The sequence below is a fragment of the Streptomyces sp. NPDC005195 genome, from assembly GCF_040608315.1.
Lineage (GTDB): Bacteria > Actinomycetota > Actinomycetes > Streptomycetales > Streptomycetaceae > Streptomyces > Streptomyces kaempferi.
This window is the reverse complement of sequence record NZ_JBEXHZ010000056.1, coordinates 1-17380: the sequence shown is the minus strand read 5'-3', so window position 1 is coordinate 17380 and position 17380 is coordinate 1. Positions and strand designations below refer to the sequence as shown.

Genomic DNA, 17380 nt, shown 5'->3' with positions numbered 1-17380 from the left:
ACGGTCAGGACACCGACGCCGACGCCCACGCCGTCGTGCCGAGGGTGTTCTCGGGCCCGATGTCGAGGGTCTCCGGTGGCCGTACGTCCACGGAGGCGCGTCCCTTCTGCGGGACGACCCGGAGGTACGTGCCGTTCTCGGCCGCCATCCGCCAGTACAGGGCCGCCGACGCGCTCTCACCCGGGCTCAGGGTGAACGGCTCGGCCCCCGGGTCCTCCGGGGCCATGGGGACCTTGTCGGTGCCCTGGACGGTACGCACGCCGGTGAGCGGGGCGCCCTTCTCGTCGAGGACGCGGACGGAGGGATAGCCGTTCACCCGGTACGGCCGCTCGGAACAGTTGGTGAGGGTGAGGCTCATCGCCCGCAGTCCCATGGCCCCGTCGACACGGCCGGCGTCGACGCGGACACCGGACGGCGGGCAGTCGCCGGCGGGAGGGACCGCGAGGGCGGGCGAGGGGCCGGGCGCGGGCCTGTGGTCCGGCTCCGTGAAGAAGCCGCAACCGCTCACGGCGAGCGCCAGCGCACCCGCGAGGACGGCGCTGCGGAGGGGTCTCGGACTCGAAGGTCCCGGGCACGGCACGGTCATTCGCCGATCTTCGCACGCCGCCACTGAGTGCCGCCTCTGGCCGTCACCAGTCCCGACTCATAGGCGAACACGACCAGTTGGGCCCTGTCTCGGGCGCCCAGCTTGGTCATGGCGCGGCTGATGTGCGTCTTGGCCGTGAACGGGCTGATGACCATGTGTGCGGCGATCTCCTCGTTGGTGAGGCCGCGCGCGGCGAGCGCGGTGACCTCGCGTTCGCGGCGGGTGAGGCACTCCAGACCCGGCGCGGTGGTCCGGTCCGGCGGCCGGGCCACGAACTCGCCGATCAGGGTGCGGGTCACGGACGGGGACAGCAGTGCCTCTCCGCGCGCGACGACCTCGATGGCCTGGAGAAGGTCGGCGGGCTCGGTGTCCTTGAGCAGGAAGCCGCTCGCCCCGGCCCGCAGCGCCTCGAAGACGTACTCGTCCAGGCCGTAGTTGGTGAGGATGAGGACGCGCACGGCGGACAGCCGCGCGTCCGCGGCGATCCGCCGCGTCGTCTCGATGCCCGACATCACCGGCATCTGTACGTCGACGAGGGCGACGTCCGGCCGCCGGTCCCGCACCAGCGCGAGCCCCTGCTGCCCGTCGGCGGCCTCGCCCACCACCTCGATGTCGTCCTCGGCGTCCAGCAGGGCGCGGAATCCGGCACGCATCAGTGCCTGGTCGTCGACGAGCGCCACCCTGATCACGACACGTCCTCCGGTACTCCCAGGGGAAGTTGGGCGTGGACGGAGAAGCCGCCCCCGACGCGCGGGGCGGCGCGCAGGGTGCCGCCGAGAGCCGTGACGCGTTCACGCATCCCGGTGAGGCCGATGCCGGGCGTGGGCGGACGGGACGGGTCGGCGCCGCCGTCGTCGTCCACGGAGATCGCCAGCTCGGCCGCCGAGTAGTCGAGCCGGACGGTCACCTCGGCCGGGCCCGCGTGGCGTGCGGCGTTGGTCAGCGCCTCCTGGACGATGCGGTAGGCGGCGCGGTCCACCGTCGCCGTCAGCGGCCGTTCGTCGCCGCTGACCGACAGCTCGACGGCGAGGCCCGCGGCGCGGGCCCGCTCCACGAGCAGTGCGGGAGTGCCGGTCGGCTCGTCGGTGCGCAACACCTCGAGCGTGGCGCGCAGTTCGCGCATCGCCTCGCCGCCCGCCGCCTGGATGGCGAGGAGCGCGGGCGGCACCTCCTCGCCGCGTTTGCGGGCGAGGTGGACGGCGACCGCGGCCTGGAGCTTGACGATCGAGATGCTGTGGGTGAGCGAGTCGTGCAACTCGCGGGCGATCCGCAGCCGTTCCTCGCCGGCCCGGCGCAGGGCCGCCTCTTCCCGGGTGCGTTCGGCCTCCAGCGCGCGCTGTTCGGTCTGGCGCAGATACGCCTGCCAGTTGCGGTCGGCGAGGCCCGTCACCAGGGCGCACAGGAACCAGCCCGCCAGCAGCAGGGTTCGCTCGACGATCTCCTGCCGGGTGGGGCCCGTCGCGATGAAACCGGCCAGGAACGCGGCACTCGCGAGCGCGGCCACGCCTCGGTGGCCGGCGCGCGCGGCCGTGTGGACGGCGGCCAGCACGGGCAGGGCGGCGAGGGGCCCGGGGTGTGCGTGCAGAACGTACGCCGTCGAGGTGACCGTACTGACCGCGAGGACCTCGCGGGGTGCGCGGCGGTAGGCCGCGAGGGCCAGGGAGGCGAGGGCCGGCAGGACGTGGTCGACGGGAGCGGTGCCGTCGTCGAAGGCGGCCGCGGTCATGACGAGGGCGCCGACGACGACCGCGAGAGCGGTGTCGGCGAGCTGTCGGCGCGCGGCCTGGTCCAGCGTCATGTCCCGCACGATAGACGGCTGTTCGGCCGGTCGCGTCAGACCTGCGGAGGGGGCACGGTCTACTCCCGGCGGAGTAGGGCGGGCCGCGTCCGGGCCGGGTGGGGTAGCCAGGAGTGCCTTCGGCCGTACGACGCCCGCGCACCCCCCTGTGGACGAGGGTTGCCGTGTCGGTGGCCGTCGGCGCACCGCATCACCCGCCAGGAGGAAGCCCGTGCCCAGTCCCTACCGCCACACCACTCCACCGGAGCCCGCGTCCGCCGCCGGGCTCGTGCGTGCCGTCCACACCCAGCTCGCCAGGGACTTCGGCATCACACGGGCGCCCACCTTCGTCGTGCTGTCCTCCGCTCCCGGGATCATGGCCTCCGCGTGGGCGCTGATGCGTGAGTCGCTGATCGCGGGCGACGGCGGCAGGACCGGGAAGGAACTCGCGGCGCTCGGGGTGTCCGAGGCCAATCGGTGTCCGTTCTGCGTGGACGCGCACAGGATGCTGCTGCACGCGACCGGCGACCACGCGCTCGCGGAGAGGGTGGCCCGTGGTGAGCAGCCCGCCGACGAGGACCAGGCGCGGGTACTGGCGTGGGGCAGGGCGACGCGTATCCCCGGGGCGCCTGAGCTGATCCCGTACCCCTTCCCCGCCGCGCACGCACCCGCGTACATCGGCACCGCCCTCGCCTTCCACTTCATCAACCGGGTGGTGTCGGCGCTGCTGACCGAGCGGTTGCTGCCGGGCAACGTCCAGCGGTTCCGGGCCGTACGGAGCCTGGGCGGGCGGTCCCTGTCCAGGACGGTGCGCCGTCACCCCGCCCCCGGTGCCGGTCTGACCCTTCTCGACGGTGCCGGTCTCGCTCTCCTCGACCAGGCGGGTCCCGGCCCCGACTGGGCGCGCGCGACCACGGTCGGCCCCGCCTACGCCGCGCTGCGTGCCGCCGCCGGCGAGGGCGAGGGGCTTCTCGACGCCGACGACCGGATCCTCGTACGGGAGACGCTCGGCGCCTGGGACGGCGCGCATCCGCCGCTCGCGTGGGCCGGGCTTCCGGGCCGTGACCGACCGGGGGCCCGCCTGGCACTGCTGGCGGCGCTCGCCCCCTACCGGATCACGGAGGAGGACGTGGCGGCCTGGCGCACCCCCGGCCGCAGCGACACCTGTCTGGTGCGTCTCGTCGCGTACGGCGCGTTCGCCGCCGTCGACCGGATCGAGAGCGCGCTGCCCGTGCGCACGGCGAAGGAGGTCTCATGACGCGGATCGCCAACTCCGTTCAGGCGCAGGTGTGGAACGGTCCTCTCGGCAGTCACTGGGCCACCCACCACCGCATCTGGAGGAGTCGCGCGCCCTGAGTCTCTTCGCGAAGCTCCTCGACGCACCGGACGCCCACACCGCGGCGGCGCAGACCGCGATGGGCTCGCTGTCCGACCCGGCACGGGTCCGTGAGGCGCTGGAGGGCTGTGAGGAGGTGCGTGTGACGTCGGTCGCCACGGAGACGGTGTGGGGGCGGGACGCGGCCGACGCCGTCGGCTTCATCCTCTCGCGTACGCCCGGACGGATGGTCGACACCGTCACCCGCAAGGTCTTGGAGGCCACTTTGCACCCTTATGAGACTAATCATGGCGTGCGACTGCGGGCGGCGGTGTGGCTGGTGACGGCGGAGTGGAGCCCCGGCGTCAGGCCGTGAACCACAGTCACCGCACAGGCACGGAGCGAGTTCGCCCTTCCGCCCCACAGAGAGTCATGTGACACTGTCGTCCCGTCCGCAGTGCGGACTCCTCCGCACCGTCCCCCACGAGAAGTGCGTCGTGCGTTCACTTCCTCTGCCGCTCGCCCTCACCGCGCGCCTGCTGCCGGTCGCCGTGCTCGCCTGCACGGGCTGGGCCATGTCGTCCGGTTCGTCTCCGGCGCCCTCGACTCCGGCCGGTGCCGAGCACCGTTCGGCCCAGGACTCGCAGAGCCCCACCCAGCCCTCGACGACGGCGGCCGTGAAGACGTACACGGCCGCGCCCGCGCCGTGCACCAGCGTCACGACGAAGACGATCACGTCCCTGGTCCCGGGCACCAAGACGGCCGGCCAGGAGATCGCCTCGACCGACAAGTCCGTGCGTCGCACCTGCTCCTGGAACGCGCTCAAGGGCTTCGACTACCGATGGCTCGACGTGTCCTACGAGATCATGAGCTCGGACGCGGCGGCCCAGAAGTCCTATCAGGAGCGCGTGACGAAGAAGAGCGGCGGGGGCGCGGTGCCCGGCCTCGGCGACGGGGGCTACTCCGTCGTGAACCTCACCACCGAGGACAAGCAGCAGACCCGCGAGGGTGTGGTGATCGCCCGCGTGTCCAACGCGCTGGTGGCCATCACCTACAACGGAAGCGACTTCGAGACGAAGAAGGCGCCCGGCACCGACGAGATCAACAAGGGCGCCATCAAGGCCGCCAAGGAAGTGGTGGCCACGCTGGAGAACGGCCGGAAGAGCTGACCGTCCTCCCTCGCGCGGTCGTGCGTCAGGCGTCGTTCCCGGGCCGGCCCCTCAGCAGCATCAGGCCCGTGTAGAGCAGCAGCGACGTGCCCAGGCCCACCGCCCAGCCGTAGTCGGCGAGTGACGACAGCGCCGGGATGGGCCGCCCGTCGACCAGCGGGTGGAAGTCGGCGCCGCCGACGGCAAGGACACCGCCGGTGACGAAGGCGACGACGGCCCGCCAGTTCCAGCCGCCGTCGTACCAGTAACGTCCGCCGGCGCGGTACAGGTCGGCGAGGTCGAGCCTGGTGCGGCGCAGGATCCAGTAGTCGGCGATGAGGATGCCGGCGACCGTGCCGAGCAGACCGCCGACCAGACCGAGCCAGGTGAAGATGTAGCCCTGCGGGTCGGAGTACAGCTTCCAGGGGAAGATCAGCACCCCGAGGACGCAGGTGGTCATGGCGCCGGCCCGGAAACTGATCCTCCTGGGCGCGATGTTGGAGAAGTCGAAGGCCGGGGAGACCAGGTTGGCCGCGATGTTCACGGACAGGGTCGCGACCAGCACGGTGACCAGCGCGTAGACGATGCCGGCGACGTTGTCCGTCTTGGCGGCCAGCTTGACCGGGTCCCAGATCGCCTCGCCGTACACGGCCTGCGATCCCGAGGTGACCATGACGGAAAGGAAGGCGAAGAGCGTCATCGTGGTGGGCAGGCCGAGCGCCTGGCCCCAGGTCTGCGCCTTCTGGCTCTTGCCGTACCGGGTGAAGTCGGGGATGTTCAGCGACAGGGTGGACCAGAAGCCGATCATGCCCATGAGCGAGGGCCAGAACAGCTTCCAGAAGCCGCCGCCCCAGCCGAGCTTGGAGGGCTGGTCGAGCAACGGGCCGAAGCCGCCCGCCTTGCTGCTCATCCACCACAGCATGACGCCGGCGCCGACGAGCACGAAGGGCGCCGCCCAGTTCTCGAAACGGCGGATCGTCTCCATCCCCCGGTAGATGATCGCGACCTGCAGCACCCAGAAGATCACGAAGGACAGCCACATCGTCCAGGCGTAGCCGCCGATGTGCGAGGCGTTCGCCCAGCTGTCCCCGAAGAGCTTCCCGGCGAGGAAGTAGATCGCCTCGCCGCCGATCCACGTCTGGATCCCGAACCATCCGCAGGCCACCAACGCCCGTACGACAGCGGGGAGGTTGGCGCCGCGGACCCCGAAGGAGGCCCGCGCGAAGACCGGGAAGGGGATGCCGTACTTGGGGCCCGCGTGCCCGGTGAGCAGCATCGGGACCAGCACGATCAGGTTGGCCAGCGCGATGGTGAACACGGCCTGTTTCCAGTCCATGCCCACGGCGATCAGACCGGAGGCCAGGGTCCAGGAGGCGGTGTTGTGGGCCATGCCGACCCAGAGCGCCGAGAAGTTGTACGTGGTCCAGGTCCGCTTGGCGACCGGGACCGGCAGCAGGTCCTCGTTGGCGTAGGGACCGCTGGGCGCCGGAGCGTCGGGGGCGATCTCCACCCGGCCGTCGGAGAGTGTGACCTGGGAGGTGGGCGGGCTGTCGGTGGGAACGGTCTCGGGCATGGGCAGGCCAATCAAGTGAGGAGTGACAGAAAGGCCGTGCGGGTGACGTCATGGGGGGTGCGCGGGCAGAGCGCCCTGGCCCCTTCCCGCGACGGCGGGAAGGGGAGTTCCGGAAGAGGCGGGCGAGCGACGTGTGGCTCAACGGCCGCTGTTCCAACGGTCGTTCAGATGTTCACCGGTCGTTGACCGCGGGGATGACCTTCGATCCGTAGGCGTCGATGGTGACCTCCTGCGCGTCGTGCATGTCGTACAGGGCGAACTGGTCGACGCCCAGTTCACGCAGCGCGTTCAGCTTCTCGACGTGCTGCTCGGCGGTGCCGATCAGGCAGAACCGGTCGACGATCTCGTCGGGGACGAACGTGGTGTCGGGGTTGCCGCTGCGCCCGTGGTGGGAGTAGTCGTACCCCTCGCGGGCCTTGATGTAGTCGGTGAGTTCCTCGGGCACGGCGGCGGAGTGCTCGCCGTACTTGGAGACGAGGTCGGCGACGTGGTTGCCGACCATGCCGCCGAACCAGCGGCACTGTTCACGGGCGTGGGCGATCGCCTCCGGCGAGTCGTCCTCGGTGACGTAGGCGGGCGCGGCCACACAGATCGTGACCTCGGACGGGTCCCGGCCCGCCTCGGCCGCCGCGGTCTTCACCGCCTTGACCATGTACTCGGTCAGATAGAGGTCGGCGAGCTGGAGGATGAAACCGTCGGCCTCCTCACCGGTCATCTTCAGCGCCTTGGGGCCGTACGCGGCCATCCACACCGGGAGTTCGGCGCCCGGCCGCACCCACGGGAACTTGACGACCGTGCCGCCGAGGTCGGCCTCCTCGCCGCGGCCGAGCGCCCGGATGACCTTCATCGCACCGCTGATCCGGGCGAGCGTGTTCGGCTTGCGTCCGGCGACGCGCATCGCCGAGTCGCCCCGTCCGATGCCGCACACCGTGCGGTTGCCGTACATGTCGTTGAGTGTCGCGAAGGTGGAGGCGGTGACCTCCCAGGTACGGGTGCCCGGGTTGGTGACCATCGGCCCGACTGTCAACTTCTCGGTATGGGCGAGAATCTGACTGTAGATCACGAAGGGTTCCTGCCACAGCACGGCGGAGTCGAAGGTCCAGCCGTACGTGAAGCCGTTGCCCTCGGCCCGCTTCATCAGCTCGATGACGCGGGAGGCCGGGGGGTCGGTCTGCAGGACGAGTCCGAAGTCCATGGCGCCACTCCTAGACACTCAGAGAAGGTACTGACAGGTGGATCGGGGGGTGTAGACGCCGTGCCCGGCACGTCCGGTGAACTCCCGCTCGGTGATGACCGGTTCGCCGCGCGAGAGCACGGTCTCGACTCGGCCGGTGACACGCTTGCCCTCGTACGCCGAGTAGTCGACGTTCATGTGGTGCGTCTCGACGGACATCACCTGCTCGGCGTGCGGGTCGTAGATGACGATGTCGGCGTCGGCGCCCGGCGCGATGGTGCCCTTCTTCGGGTACAGGCCGAACATCCGGGCCGGCGTCGCGCAGGCGATCTCGATCCAGCGGCGGCGGGAGAGGTGTCCGTCGACGACGGCCTGGTGCAGCAGGTCCATGCGGTTCTCGACGCCCGGCAGGCCGTTGGGGATCTTCGAGAAGTCACCGCGGCCGAGCTCCTTCTGGCCCACGAAGCAGAAGGGGCAGTGGTCCGTCGACACCACCTGGAGGTCGTTGGTGCGCAGGCCCCGCCAGAGCGCGGCCTGGTGCTCCCTGGGCCGCAGCGGGGTGCTGCACACGTACTTCGAGCCCTCGAAATCCGGCTCGGCCAGGTTGTCCGTCGACAGGAACAGGTACTGCGGGCAGGTCTCGCCGAACACGTTGAGTCCCTCGTCGCGCGCCCGCGCCAGCTCCGCGACCGCCTCCTGCGCCGAGACGTGCACGACGTAGAGCGGCGCCCCGGCGACCTGCGCGAGCTTGATGGCGCGGTGGGTGGCCTCGGCCTCCAGGAGCGCCTTGCGGACCTCGCCGTGGAAGCGCGGGTCCCTCTCGCCCCGGGCCAGCGCCTGCTCGACGAGCACGTCGATCGCGATGCCGTTCTCGGCGTGCATCATGATCAGGCCGCCGTTCTCGGCGGAGCGCTGCATGGCGCGCAGGATCTGACCGTCGTCGCTGTAGAAGACGCCGGGGTACGCCATGAACTGCTTGAAGGAGGTGACGCCCTCCTGGACCAGCAGGTCCATCTCCTTCAGCGTGTCCTGGTTGACGTCCGAGACGATCATGTGGAAGGCGTAGTCGATGGCGCACTGGCCGTCGGCCTTGCCGTTCCAGGCGTCGAGGCCCTCCCGCAGCGAGTGGCCGACGCTCTGCACCGCGAAGTCGACGATGGTGGTGGTGCCGCCCCAGGCCGCCGCCCTGGTGCCCGTCTCGAAGGTGTCGGAGGCGAAGGTGCCGCCGAACGGCAGCTCCATGTGGGTGTGGGCGTCGACGCCGCCCGGGATGACGTACTTCCCGGCGGCGTCGATGGTCCGCTCGGCCGTCCACGACTCGGCCGTCGGGGTGCCCGTCGCGGCGAGCGCGACGACCCGGCCGTCCTCGATCAGGACGTCGGCGTGCATCTCGTCGGACGCGGTGATGACGAGGCCACCACGGATGACGGTACGGCTCATGCTCCCTCTCCTTCCGGTCGTGCGTGCACTGGGGGAATTCCGAAGCTGTCGGCAGCTGGGGTCAACTCTGTTTCCTCGGGTGAGGCCTGATGGGAAAGAGGGCCCGTGGGCCCGGCCCCCGCCGGCCGGGCCCACCAGGGACCGCCCGTCAGGGAGCCGTCAGCGGCCCGTACGCGCCCGGGGCGCGGTCCCGGTAGAACTGCCACCGGTCGCGCACCTCGTGGAGCCTGGCCATGTCCAGGTCGCGGACGACGAGTTCGTTCTCCTTGTCGCTCGCCACCTCGCCGACGAACTGCGCCTCCGGGTCGACGAAGTAGCTCGTCCCGTAGAAGTCGTTGTCGCCGTACTCCTCGACCCCCACCCGGTTGATCGCGCCCACGAAGTACTCGTTGGCGACGGCCGCGGCCGGCTGTTCCAGCTGCCACAGGTAGCCGGAGAGACCGCGCGAGGTGGCCGAGGGGTTGAAGACGATCTCGGCACCCGCGAGGCCCAGCGCGCGCCAGCCCTCCGGGAAGTGCCGGTCGTAGCAGATGTAGACACCGATCCTGCCGACGGCGGTGTCGAAGACCGGCCAGCCGGAATTGCCCGGCCGGAAGTAGAACTTCTCCCAGAACCCCGCGACCTGCGGGATGTGGGTCTTGCGGTACTTGCCCAGGTACGACCCGTCGGTGTCGATCACCGCCGCGGTGTTGTACAGGACCCCGGGCTGCTCCTCCTCGTACATCGGCAGGACGAGGACGATGCCCAGTTCCTCGGCGAGTGCCTGGAAGCGCCGGACGATCGGGCCCTCGGGGATCTGCTCGGCGTACTCGTAGAACGCCTTGTCCTGGACCTGGCAGAAGTAGGGCCCGTAGAAGAGCTCCTGGAAACACAGGACCTGTGCGCCCTGCGCGGCGGCGTCGCGGGCCGCCTGCTCGTGGACCTGGATCATCGACTCCTTGTCGCCGGTCCAGGCGGTCTGGAAGACGGCGGCGCGGATCACTCTGCTCATCGGGACCTCCGGTCGCTCGGTGTGCGAGGAGCCTAGAAAGCCCGGCAGGCGGCTTTGAGATGCACCGTGTCACGTCTGAGGTGCGTTGCCGTTCCACGCTGTCACCCCCGCGTCGTCGTGTGTTTCACCTGAGTCGTCCGGTGTTTCACCGTTGTTGAGCGTCGTGCGCGAGCAGCGCGATGTGCACGGAGGCCGCCTGTTCGAAGTCGTCGAGGTCGACGGCGAGGCGCGCCTCTATCGCCTCCAGCCGGCGGTAGAGCGCGGGTCTGCTGACGTGGTGGAGCCGCGCGGTGCGCGACTTGTTGCGGCCCGTCGCGAGATACGTCCGCAGCACGGGCAGCAGCTCCGGCTCCGCGTCGGCCCCGCACAGCAGCCCGTCCAGCTCCCGTTCGGCGAAGGACTGAACGTGCGGGTCGTCCCTCAACAGCCGCACCAGACCGCGCAGATGGACGTCACGCAGCCGCACGAGCACCGGTTGGCCCTCCTGGCCGGCGGGAGTGTCGGCGGCGGCCTCGGCGACGTGCAGGGCCTCCCGCAGTCCGCCGGGGACGTCGTCCCAGGCGTGCCGCGCGGAGGCGGCCGCCACGGTCGCGGGGGCGCCGGTCTCGTGGCGCAGCCGGACGGCGAAGTGCGCGGCCAGCGCCTCGGCGTCCTGGTCCCGGGCGAGGCTCAGCAGCACGGCGGTGGCCCCGTCCGCGAGCTCGGCGACGAGTCCGGACAGGCCCAGCAGCCGGAGCACACGGTCCAGTTGGGCCGGGTCACCGTCCCGGACGGCCAGCGGCACGAACGACCGCCGGTTCACCGGCAGCCCGGCCGCGCGCGCCCGCGGGAGCAACTGCCGCGCCGGTACGACCCCGCTGACGAGATCGGTGAGCAGGCTCTGCGCGGACTCCTCCTCCCAGGTGTGCGTGGAACCGGCGAGCATCCGGTGCAGGACCAGGGCCTCGGCGGCCCGGTCGGCGAGGAGCCGCCCGGTCACCGCGTCGCCCCGGTGACCGCACAGCACGATGCGGCCCCAGCGCTCGCCCCGGCCGCCCAGCTCGGCCCGGATCCACCCGTCGCCCTCACTGCCGCCCGCCTGCCGGGCGATGCGCTCCCAGTCCCGCAGCACGTCGTCCACCGCGGACCGCTCCCCCGCGGTGGCGAGGACCCGGTGGGCGAGGTTGGTGACGACGACGGGGCAGGCCGCGTGGCCCGCGATCTCGTCGAGGATCCGCTGCATGGGGGCGCCCGAGGTGATGAGGCCGGTGAGCGCGGTGCGTACGGACTCGGAGAGACTCACGGCCGCGAACTTGCTGCTGACCAGCCGGGACTGCACCTCTTCCGTCAACTCGGCGAAGGGGAAGGGGCGGTGCAGTACGACCATGGGCAGCCCGCACCGCTCCGCGGCCCGGCGCATCACGTCGGGCGGTGCGGGGAAGGCCCGGCCGAGTCCGAGGACGACGGCCGCGGCCTCCGCGCGGTGCAGCGAACGGATGTACTCGGCCTGCGCGTCCGGGTCGCCCGCCAGCAGCACGCCGGTGGTGAGCACCATCTCGCCGCCGCTGAGCATCACCCCCACGTCGGCGGCCTCCGCGACGTGCACCCAGCGCACGGGCCGGTCGAGGTGGCCCGCGCCCGCCACCACCTCGGGCTCTCCGGCGAGCACCCGTTCCAGGGTGAGGACCTGGCGTACCGACAGGGCGGTGTCCAAGGCGGTGGTCATGGCGACGTTCCCTTGCTCAGGTTCTCTTACCGGGTGCACCTCAGCGCGCGATCGAGGATCGCCGCGCCCTCCTCCGCCTCCGCGACGGTGAGGGACAGCGGCGGCGCGATACGCAGCACGCTGGTGTCGTGGCCGCCGCCCTTGCCGATCAGCAGGCCTTCCTCGCGGGCCGCCTCGAGCACGGCGGCGGCGCCTTCGGGATGCGCCTCGTCGGTGCCGGGCTTCACCAGTTCGACGCCGATCATCAGCCCGCGGCCGCGGACCTCCCGTACGCCGTCGACCTGTGCGGCGATCGCCCGCAGCCGCTCGAGGAGCAGCCCGCCGACGCGCCGGGCGTTGCCCTGGAGGTCGTGGTCGAGGAGGTACGTGAGGTTCGCCAGCCCCGCCGCCATCGTGACCGGCGAGCCGCCGAAGGTCGAGATGGAGTTGGAGTCCAGGCAGTTCATGATCTCGGCACGGGCGACGACACCGCCGATGGACATGCCGTTGCCGATGCCCTTGGCGAAGGTCAGCATGTCCGGCGGGCCCGCGGCGTCGTGTGCCTGCCAGCCCCAGAAGTGCTCGCCGGTGCGGCCCCAGCCGGTCTGCACCTCGTCGGCGATCCAGAGGATGCCGTGCTCGTCGAGGACCTCGCGGAAGGCCGCGTACAAACCGTCGGGCGGGATCGTGAAGCCGCCGACGCCCTGCACGGGTTCGGCGATCAGGGCCGCGGGCGGGCGGACGTGTCCGAGCAGGTCCCTGAGGTCCGCGACGCAGGCGGCGATGAACTCGGTGTCGGACAGGCCGGCGTAGGGACCGCGGGTGCGGACTCCGCCGTGGACGTACAGCGTCTGCAGCGGCGAGAGCGAGGTCGGCGACCAGCCCTTGTTGCCGGTGATGCCGACGGCGCTGAAGGACCGGCCGTGGTAGCTGTTGCGCATCGCCAGGATCTGGTTGCTGCGCCGGTGGGCGGTGGCGAGCAGCAGGGCCGTGTCGTTGGCCTCGGTGCCGGAGGTGGTGAAGAAGACACGGGCGTCCGGGATGCCGGACAACTGGGCGATGCGTTCGGCGAGTTCGACCATCGGGCGGTTGAGGTAGAGCGTGGAGGAGTGGATGATCCGCCCGGCCTGCTCGCTGACGGCCTTGGTCACCTCGGGCAGCGCGTGCGCGGTCATCGTCGTCAGGATGCCGCCGAAGAAGTCCAGGTACTTGTTGCCGTCGGCGTCCCAGACGTGGCGGCCCTCGCCGTGGGTGATCTCCAGCGGGTCCCGGTAGTAGAGGGCCAGCCAGTCGGGCAGTACCGCCTTGTGCCGTGCGTACAGGTCGCTCACGGCCGCACCAGTCCCTCGTACGCGTCGGGCCGGCGGTCGCGGTAGAACGCCCACTGCTGACGCACCTCGTCGATCAGGTCGAAGTCGAGGTCGCGGACGACGAGTTCCTCGGTCTTGTCGCCGGCGGTCTCTCCCACGAACTGTCCGCGCGGGTCCACGAAGTACGAGGTCCCGTAGAAGTCGTTGTCCCCGTACTCCTCCTGTCCGACCCGGTTGATCGCGGCGATGAAGTACTCGTTGGCGACGGCCGCTGCGGGCTGTTCCAGCTGCCAGAGGTAGGCGGACAGGCCGCGGGAGGTGGCGGAGGGGTTGAAGACGAGCTGCGCGCCGTTCAGGCCGAGTTGCCGCCAGCCCTCGGGGAAGTGGCGGTCGTAGCAGATGTAGACGCCGATCCGGCCGACCGCGGTGTCGAAGACGGGCCAGCCGAGGTTGCCCGGTTTGAAGTAGTACTTCTCCCAGAAGCCCTTGACCTGGGGGATGTGGTGCTTGCGGTACTTGCCGAGGAAGGTGCCGTCGGCGTCGATGACGGCCGCGGTGTTGAAGTAGAAGCCGGACTGCTCGACCTCGAAGACGGGCACGACGATGACCATGCCGGTCTCGCGGGCGAGTTCCCGCATACGGGTCACGGTGGGGCCGTCGGGCACGGGTTCGGCCCAGCGGTAGTGCTCGGGCTCCTGGACCTGGCAGAAGTAGGGGGCGTTGAAGACTTCCTGGAAGCCGATCACCTTCGCGCCCTGCCGGGCCGCCTCGCGGGCGTGCTCCTCGTGCTTGGCGACCATGGATGCGGTGTCGCCGGTCCAGGTGGCCTGGACCAGAGCGGCGCGTACGACGTTGGCCATGAGCTGCTCCTTCGACGGGACGTCAGAGAGCCTCTACGCCCGTAGACAAAGGCGGTAGAGGCTCGAAAGTAAGCCCCCTGGACAGCCTTGCCAAGACCATCGGGGTTAACCCGCTGAGTCGATCACGTTTCACACCCCTGTGGGTGAGAGGCTGACCGGGGCGTGGGCCGCCCGGGTGACTCAGGTGGTGAAGCCGGCCACCCGGAGGGCGTGCACCAGGTCCCAGTGGCGTTGTCCGGAGATCTCCCGGGCGGCGTCCAGCAGGAGCGGCACGAGCCGCGCCGGGTCGTTCTCCGCGCTGCGGGCGGCCTCCTCGGGGGGACGGACCCGTACGTAGGCGTCGAGCAGCGCCCGGATCTCGCGCCGGCGGCCCTCGTCGGCGAGGCCGAGCACGGCGGCCCCGATCTCCGGTGCGGGGCGGGCGACGCCCTGGCGCAGCATCTGCTGTCCGTCGGTGGCGCGGCCGGCCGCGGCGAGCGCGTCGGACGCGGCGACCAGCCGGTCCGCGGGGAGCGAGGCGGCCTCCCACAGCAGGGTGGCCCAGTCCGCGTCGAGGCCCGCGGCGTGCAACTCCGCGGCGAGCAGGGGGAAGCGGGCGGCGGGCCAGTACGCGGCCTCGACGAGCACGGCGTGCGCTTCGCCGCTGCGGCCCTCGGCGCGCAGTCGGACCAGGGTCCGGACGGTCTCGGCGGTGGCCCGCCGGGCGTCCTCGTCCAGGGGCTGCGTCCGTGGCTCCGTCCGTTGCTCCGCCCGCTCCTCGGTGGCCCCGGCGAACCGGGCGCCGCGGGGCGTACGGCGGTTCGGCGCGGCCAGGGTGGCGGGCAGCGGCGCCGGCGTCCCGGGGACGGACATGGGAGCCGCGCCGGCCTCCGTCGTCCCGGTCATCCCGGCGAACCGCGCGCTGCCCCGGGGACGGCGCCTGGAGCGCCGCCTGGGGGCCGGGGCGGCCTCGGGGGTCGATGACCGCACGGTCGGCGGCCGGGGCTCCTCGTGGGGCCGTACGGCGCCCGAGTCGTCCTCCGGTCGGGCCTCGGGGTCGTACGCCTCGCGCCCGGGGCCGGAGGCGGGAGTGGCGGACCCGAGACCGTCACGGCCCGTGGAGGCCTCGCCGGACCCGGGGCGGCCGGCGTCGCGAGCGTCGGTCCGGACGCCGGGACCACCGGTGCCGAAGACGCCGCCACCCGTGCCCGGTTCGGCGGGAACGAAAGACCCAAAACCATGACGGAACGGAGCGGAAGCATCACCTCGGACGCCGGAACCAGCGGGGCCGGGGACACCGGGGACACCCCCGGCCGCAGCCGGTCCGGCGGGCGCGAACGCGTCCCCGTCCGCTCCCGGACGACCGGGCACAGGATCACCGCCCCCGCCCCCGGTGTCCCCCTGGGCGGCGGAGCGACTCGGGGCGGACGGGGCTGCGGACGTGTCGGGACCGGTGCGGGAGAAGGTTTCGGGGCCCGGCCCGGGAGAGGTGGCCGACGGGTCGTACGGGCTCGGGTCGGCGGTCTCGGACCGAGGGGGCGCCGTGGGGTCCGTGGGGTTCGTGGGGTCCGTGAGCGGCGAGCGGCGCCTCGTCCGCTCGGGGGCGGCCGCACGATGGCGGGCCGCCGTCTCGGTAGCCGCGGCCCCCACGTCCTGGGAGCCCGTGTCGTCGATCCACGTGTCCTCGGCCCACGCCTCGCCGGTACGGTTCCCGCGCGCATCGCCGGCCGTCGGCCGGCGTACGCCCCCGGCGGCCCCCGAAAGACCGAGCCCGCCCGATGCCCGGGTCCGCGGGGCGCGTCGGTCGAGGTTCTCCATCCGGTGCCGGAGTTCGGCGCAGCGGGCCGTGGCCCGCTCATGGTCGTCCTGGGCCCAGGCCAGGTCGAGCCGTACCACGTCGGCCTCCCGCGGGGTGGCGGCCTGCCCCAGCAGCCGGTCCAGCCCGGTCCGGCGATCCGCCGCGTAGCGCTGTTCGCGGAGCATCACGTCGAGACGGTCACCGAGCGCGTCGCGCCCGCCGGGACGGGCGTCGAACGCGGCGAGCGAGGCGCCGTGCAGCGCGCGGGCCCGCCCGGCCTCCCGCTCGGCGGCCCCGTCGCCGTACTCCACGCCGAGGTCCCGCAGGAGCGCCTCGACCACGTCCCAGGGCGGCACCTCCCAGCCGTCCAGGCAGGCCCGCATCCCGTCGGGGTCACGCTGCCAGAACACCCCGCACCAGCCGCCGTCCTGGTCGAGCCGCCGCATCAGCCCGTCCAGGTAGCTCGCGAACTCCCGCACCTCGCCGGGGAGTTGATCCACAGCCATCACACAACTCCCCGCCCGACCGAAGTACTCCGGTCCGGTAGAGAACACCCTCCGTGTTACGGAACGACTACGGGGAGTTTTCGGGCCGGGAGCGGAGTCCGGTGATCGAGGTCGTCCATGGACAGCCCGAGCACCCTCGCCAGCGCGGCCACGGTGAAGAAGGCGGGGGTCGGCGCCCGCCCGGTCTCGATCTTGCGCAGGGTCTCGGCCGAGATCCCGGCGGTCGCCGCGACCTCCGCCATGCTCCGGCCGCCGCGGGCTTCACGCAGCAACTGCCCGAGACGCTCGCCGCGTTCGCGCTCTTCGGGGGTCAGGGGGGTACGTACCATGACCCCATTCTAATACCGGTATAGTAATTGGCATGGTGGAACTCAAGACGGACACATCTATCGACGCGATGTACGAGGCCGGACAGGTCGTGGGCAGGGCGCTCACAGCGGTACGGGAAGCGGCCGCCGTGGGCGTCTCCCTGCTGGAGCTGGACGAGATCGCCCACCAGGTCCTGCGTGACGCGGGCGCCCGCTCCCCGTTCCTCGGCTACCGCCCCTCCTTCGCGCCCACCCCGTTCCCCGCGGTCCTCTGCGCCTCCGTGAACAACGCGATCGTGCACGGCATCCCCACCGCCTACCGGCTGCGCGACGGCGACCTGGTCTCCATGGACTTCGGCGCCGAGCTGGGCGGCTGGGTCGGCGACTCGGCGACCAGCTTCATCGTCGGCCGCCCGCGCGCCGCCGACGTCCGCCTGGTCGAGACCGCCGACCGCGCCCTCGCGGCGGGCATCGCGGCGGCCGTCGTGGGCAACCGCATCGGGGACATCGCGCACGCCATCGGCACGGTCTGCCGCTCGGCGGGGTACGGCATCCCGGACGGCTTCGGCGGCCACGGTGTGGGCCGCCGGATGCACGAGGACCCGGCCGTCCCCAACGAAGGGCGTCCCGGCCGCGGCCTGCCGCTGCGCCACGGCATGGTCATCGCCATCGAGCCCATGCTCATCGGCGGCGGCACCGACGGCTACCACGCGGCGCCCGACGGCTGGACCCTGCGAACGGACGACGGCTCCCGCGCGGCCCACGCCGAGCACACGGTCGCCATCACGGATGCGGGGCCCCGCATCCTGACGGCGCGCTGATCCCCGGCCCGCGCGAGCGTGTCGTGGGGGGGGGGGGGGGGGGGCGCCGCCCCCCCCCGGGGGGGGGGGCCCCCCCCGGCGCCCCGCCCCGCGGGGGGGGGGGGGGGCAG

General features: G+C 72.1%; 16 protein-coding genes. 4 read left to right on the top strand and 12 right to left on the bottom strand.

Annotation, left to right across the window (positions count from 1 at the left end; all coding sequences use genetic code 11):
• Positions 1 to 4 precede the first annotated feature (4 nt).
• Genes ABZV34_RS31795 through ABZV34_RS31785 form a run of 3 tightly spaced genes read right to left on the bottom strand, consistent with a single transcriptional unit; the run spans position 5 to position 2384 of the window.
• The gene (locus ABZV34_RS31795) at positions 5 to 586 is read right to left on the bottom strand and encodes a DUF4232 domain-containing protein (RefSeq protein ID WP_356284302.1); all 582 of its coding nucleotides are present in this window, start codon (positions 584 to 586) and stop codon (positions 5 to 7) included.
• A complete protein-coding gene (locus ABZV34_RS31790) occupies positions 583 to 1275 on the bottom strand; it encodes a response regulator transcription factor (protein ID WP_356284299.1) in 693 nt (230 codons plus the stop codon). The genes ABZV34_RS31795 and ABZV34_RS31790 overlap by 4 nt, the downstream gene beginning before the upstream one ends.
• Complete coding sequence (locus tag ABZV34_RS31785) at positions 1272 to 2384, bottom strand: sensor histidine kinase (protein ID WP_356284297.1); 1113 nt, start codon at positions 2382 to 2384, stop codon at positions 1272 to 1274. The genes ABZV34_RS31790 and ABZV34_RS31785 overlap by 4 nt, the downstream gene beginning before the upstream one ends.
• Positions 2385 to 2595: 211 nt before the next feature.
• Between ABZV34_RS31785 and ABZV34_RS31780 the strand changes: the two genes are divergently transcribed.
• The 3 genes from ABZV34_RS31780 (at position 2596) to ABZV34_RS31770 (ending at position 4847) form a co-directional block, all read left to right on the top strand.
• Complete coding sequence (locus ABZV34_RS31780) at positions 2596 to 3621, top strand: carboxymuconolactone decarboxylase family protein (protein ID WP_356284294.1); 1026 nt, start codon at positions 2596 to 2598, stop codon at positions 3619 to 3621.
• 31 nt (positions 3622 to 3652) lie between these two features.
• Positions 3653 to 4054: a hypothetical protein gene (locus ABZV34_RS31775; protein WP_356284291.1), complete on the top strand. Its 402-nt coding sequence runs from the start codon at positions 3653 to 3655 to the stop codon at positions 4052 to 4054.
• Between the two features lie 121 nt (positions 4055 to 4175).
• Positions 4176 to 4847: a hypothetical protein gene (locus tag ABZV34_RS31770; protein WP_356284288.1), complete on the top strand. Its 672-nt coding sequence runs from the start codon at positions 4176 to 4178 to the stop codon at positions 4845 to 4847.
• A 25-nt stretch (positions 4848 to 4872) separates the two neighbouring features.
• On the opposite strand, the gene ABZV34_RS31765 is transcribed toward ABZV34_RS31770, so the two are convergent.
• The 9 genes from ABZV34_RS31765 to ABZV34_RS31725 all read right to left on the bottom strand — a co-directional run bounded on the left by ABZV34_RS31765 (position 4873) and on the right by ABZV34_RS31725 (position 16470).
• Positions 4873 to 6399: an NCS1 family nucleobase:cation symporter-1 gene (locus ABZV34_RS31765; RefSeq protein WP_356284286.1), complete on the bottom strand. Its 1527-nt coding sequence runs from the start codon at positions 6397 to 6399 to the stop codon at positions 4873 to 4875.
• 172 nt (positions 6400 to 6571) lie between these two features.
• On the bottom strand, positions 6572 to 7594 hold the full coding sequence (locus ABZV34_RS31760; RefSeq protein WP_356284283.1) for a TIGR03842 family LLM class F420-dependent oxidoreductase: 1023 nt from the start codon (positions 7592 to 7594) through the stop codon (positions 6572 to 6574).
• Between the two features lie 18 nt (positions 7595 to 7612).
• Entirely contained in the window at positions 7613 to 9013 is a 1401-nt protein-coding gene (hydA, locus tag ABZV34_RS31755; RefSeq protein ID WP_356284281.1) for a dihydropyrimidinase, read from the bottom strand.
• 148 nt (positions 9014 to 9161) lie between these two features.
• The gene (locus ABZV34_RS31750; protein ID WP_356284279.1) at positions 9162 to 10004 is read right to left on the bottom strand and encodes a nitrilase-related carbon-nitrogen hydrolase; all 843 of its coding nucleotides are present in this window, start codon (positions 10002 to 10004) and stop codon (positions 9162 to 9164) included.
• A 145-nt stretch (positions 10005 to 10149) separates the two neighbouring features.
• Positions 10150 to 11709 carry a PucR family transcriptional regulator gene (locus ABZV34_RS31745; RefSeq protein ID WP_356284277.1) on the bottom strand — a complete coding sequence of 520 codons (1560 nt, stop codon included), beginning with the start codon at positions 11707 to 11709 and terminating at the stop codon, positions 10150 to 10152.
• A gap of 26 nt (positions 11710 to 11735) precedes the next feature.
• Positions 11736 to 13019 (bottom strand): aspartate aminotransferase family protein, encoded by a 1284-nt coding sequence (locus ABZV34_RS31740; protein ID WP_356284275.1) that lies wholly within the window; start codon positions 13017 to 13019, stop codon positions 11736 to 11738.
• Positions 13016 to 13858 (bottom strand): nitrilase-related carbon-nitrogen hydrolase, encoded by an 843-nt coding sequence (locus ABZV34_RS31735; protein WP_356284273.1) that lies wholly within the window; start codon positions 13856 to 13858, stop codon positions 13016 to 13018. The genes ABZV34_RS31740 and ABZV34_RS31735 overlap by 4 nt, the downstream gene beginning before the upstream one ends.
• 180 nt (positions 13859 to 14038) lie before the next feature.
• Complete coding sequence (locus tag ABZV34_RS31730) at positions 14039 to 16141, bottom strand: hypothetical protein (RefSeq protein WP_356284270.1); 2103 nt, start codon at positions 16139 to 16141, stop codon at positions 14039 to 14041.
• A gap of 56 nt (positions 16142 to 16197) precedes the next feature.
• The gene (locus tag ABZV34_RS31725; RefSeq protein WP_356284267.1) at positions 16198 to 16470 is read right to left on the bottom strand and encodes a helix-turn-helix transcriptional regulator; all 273 of its coding nucleotides are present in this window, start codon (positions 16468 to 16470) and stop codon (positions 16198 to 16200) included.
• Between the two features lie 32 nt (positions 16471 to 16502).
• Between ABZV34_RS31725 and map the strand changes: the two genes are divergently transcribed.
• Complete coding sequence (gene map / locus ABZV34_RS31720; protein ID WP_356284264.1) at positions 16503 to 17270, top strand: type I methionyl aminopeptidase; 768 nt, start codon at positions 16503 to 16505, stop codon at positions 17268 to 17270.
• The last annotated feature ends 110 nt before the right edge of the window (positions 17271 to 17380 follow it).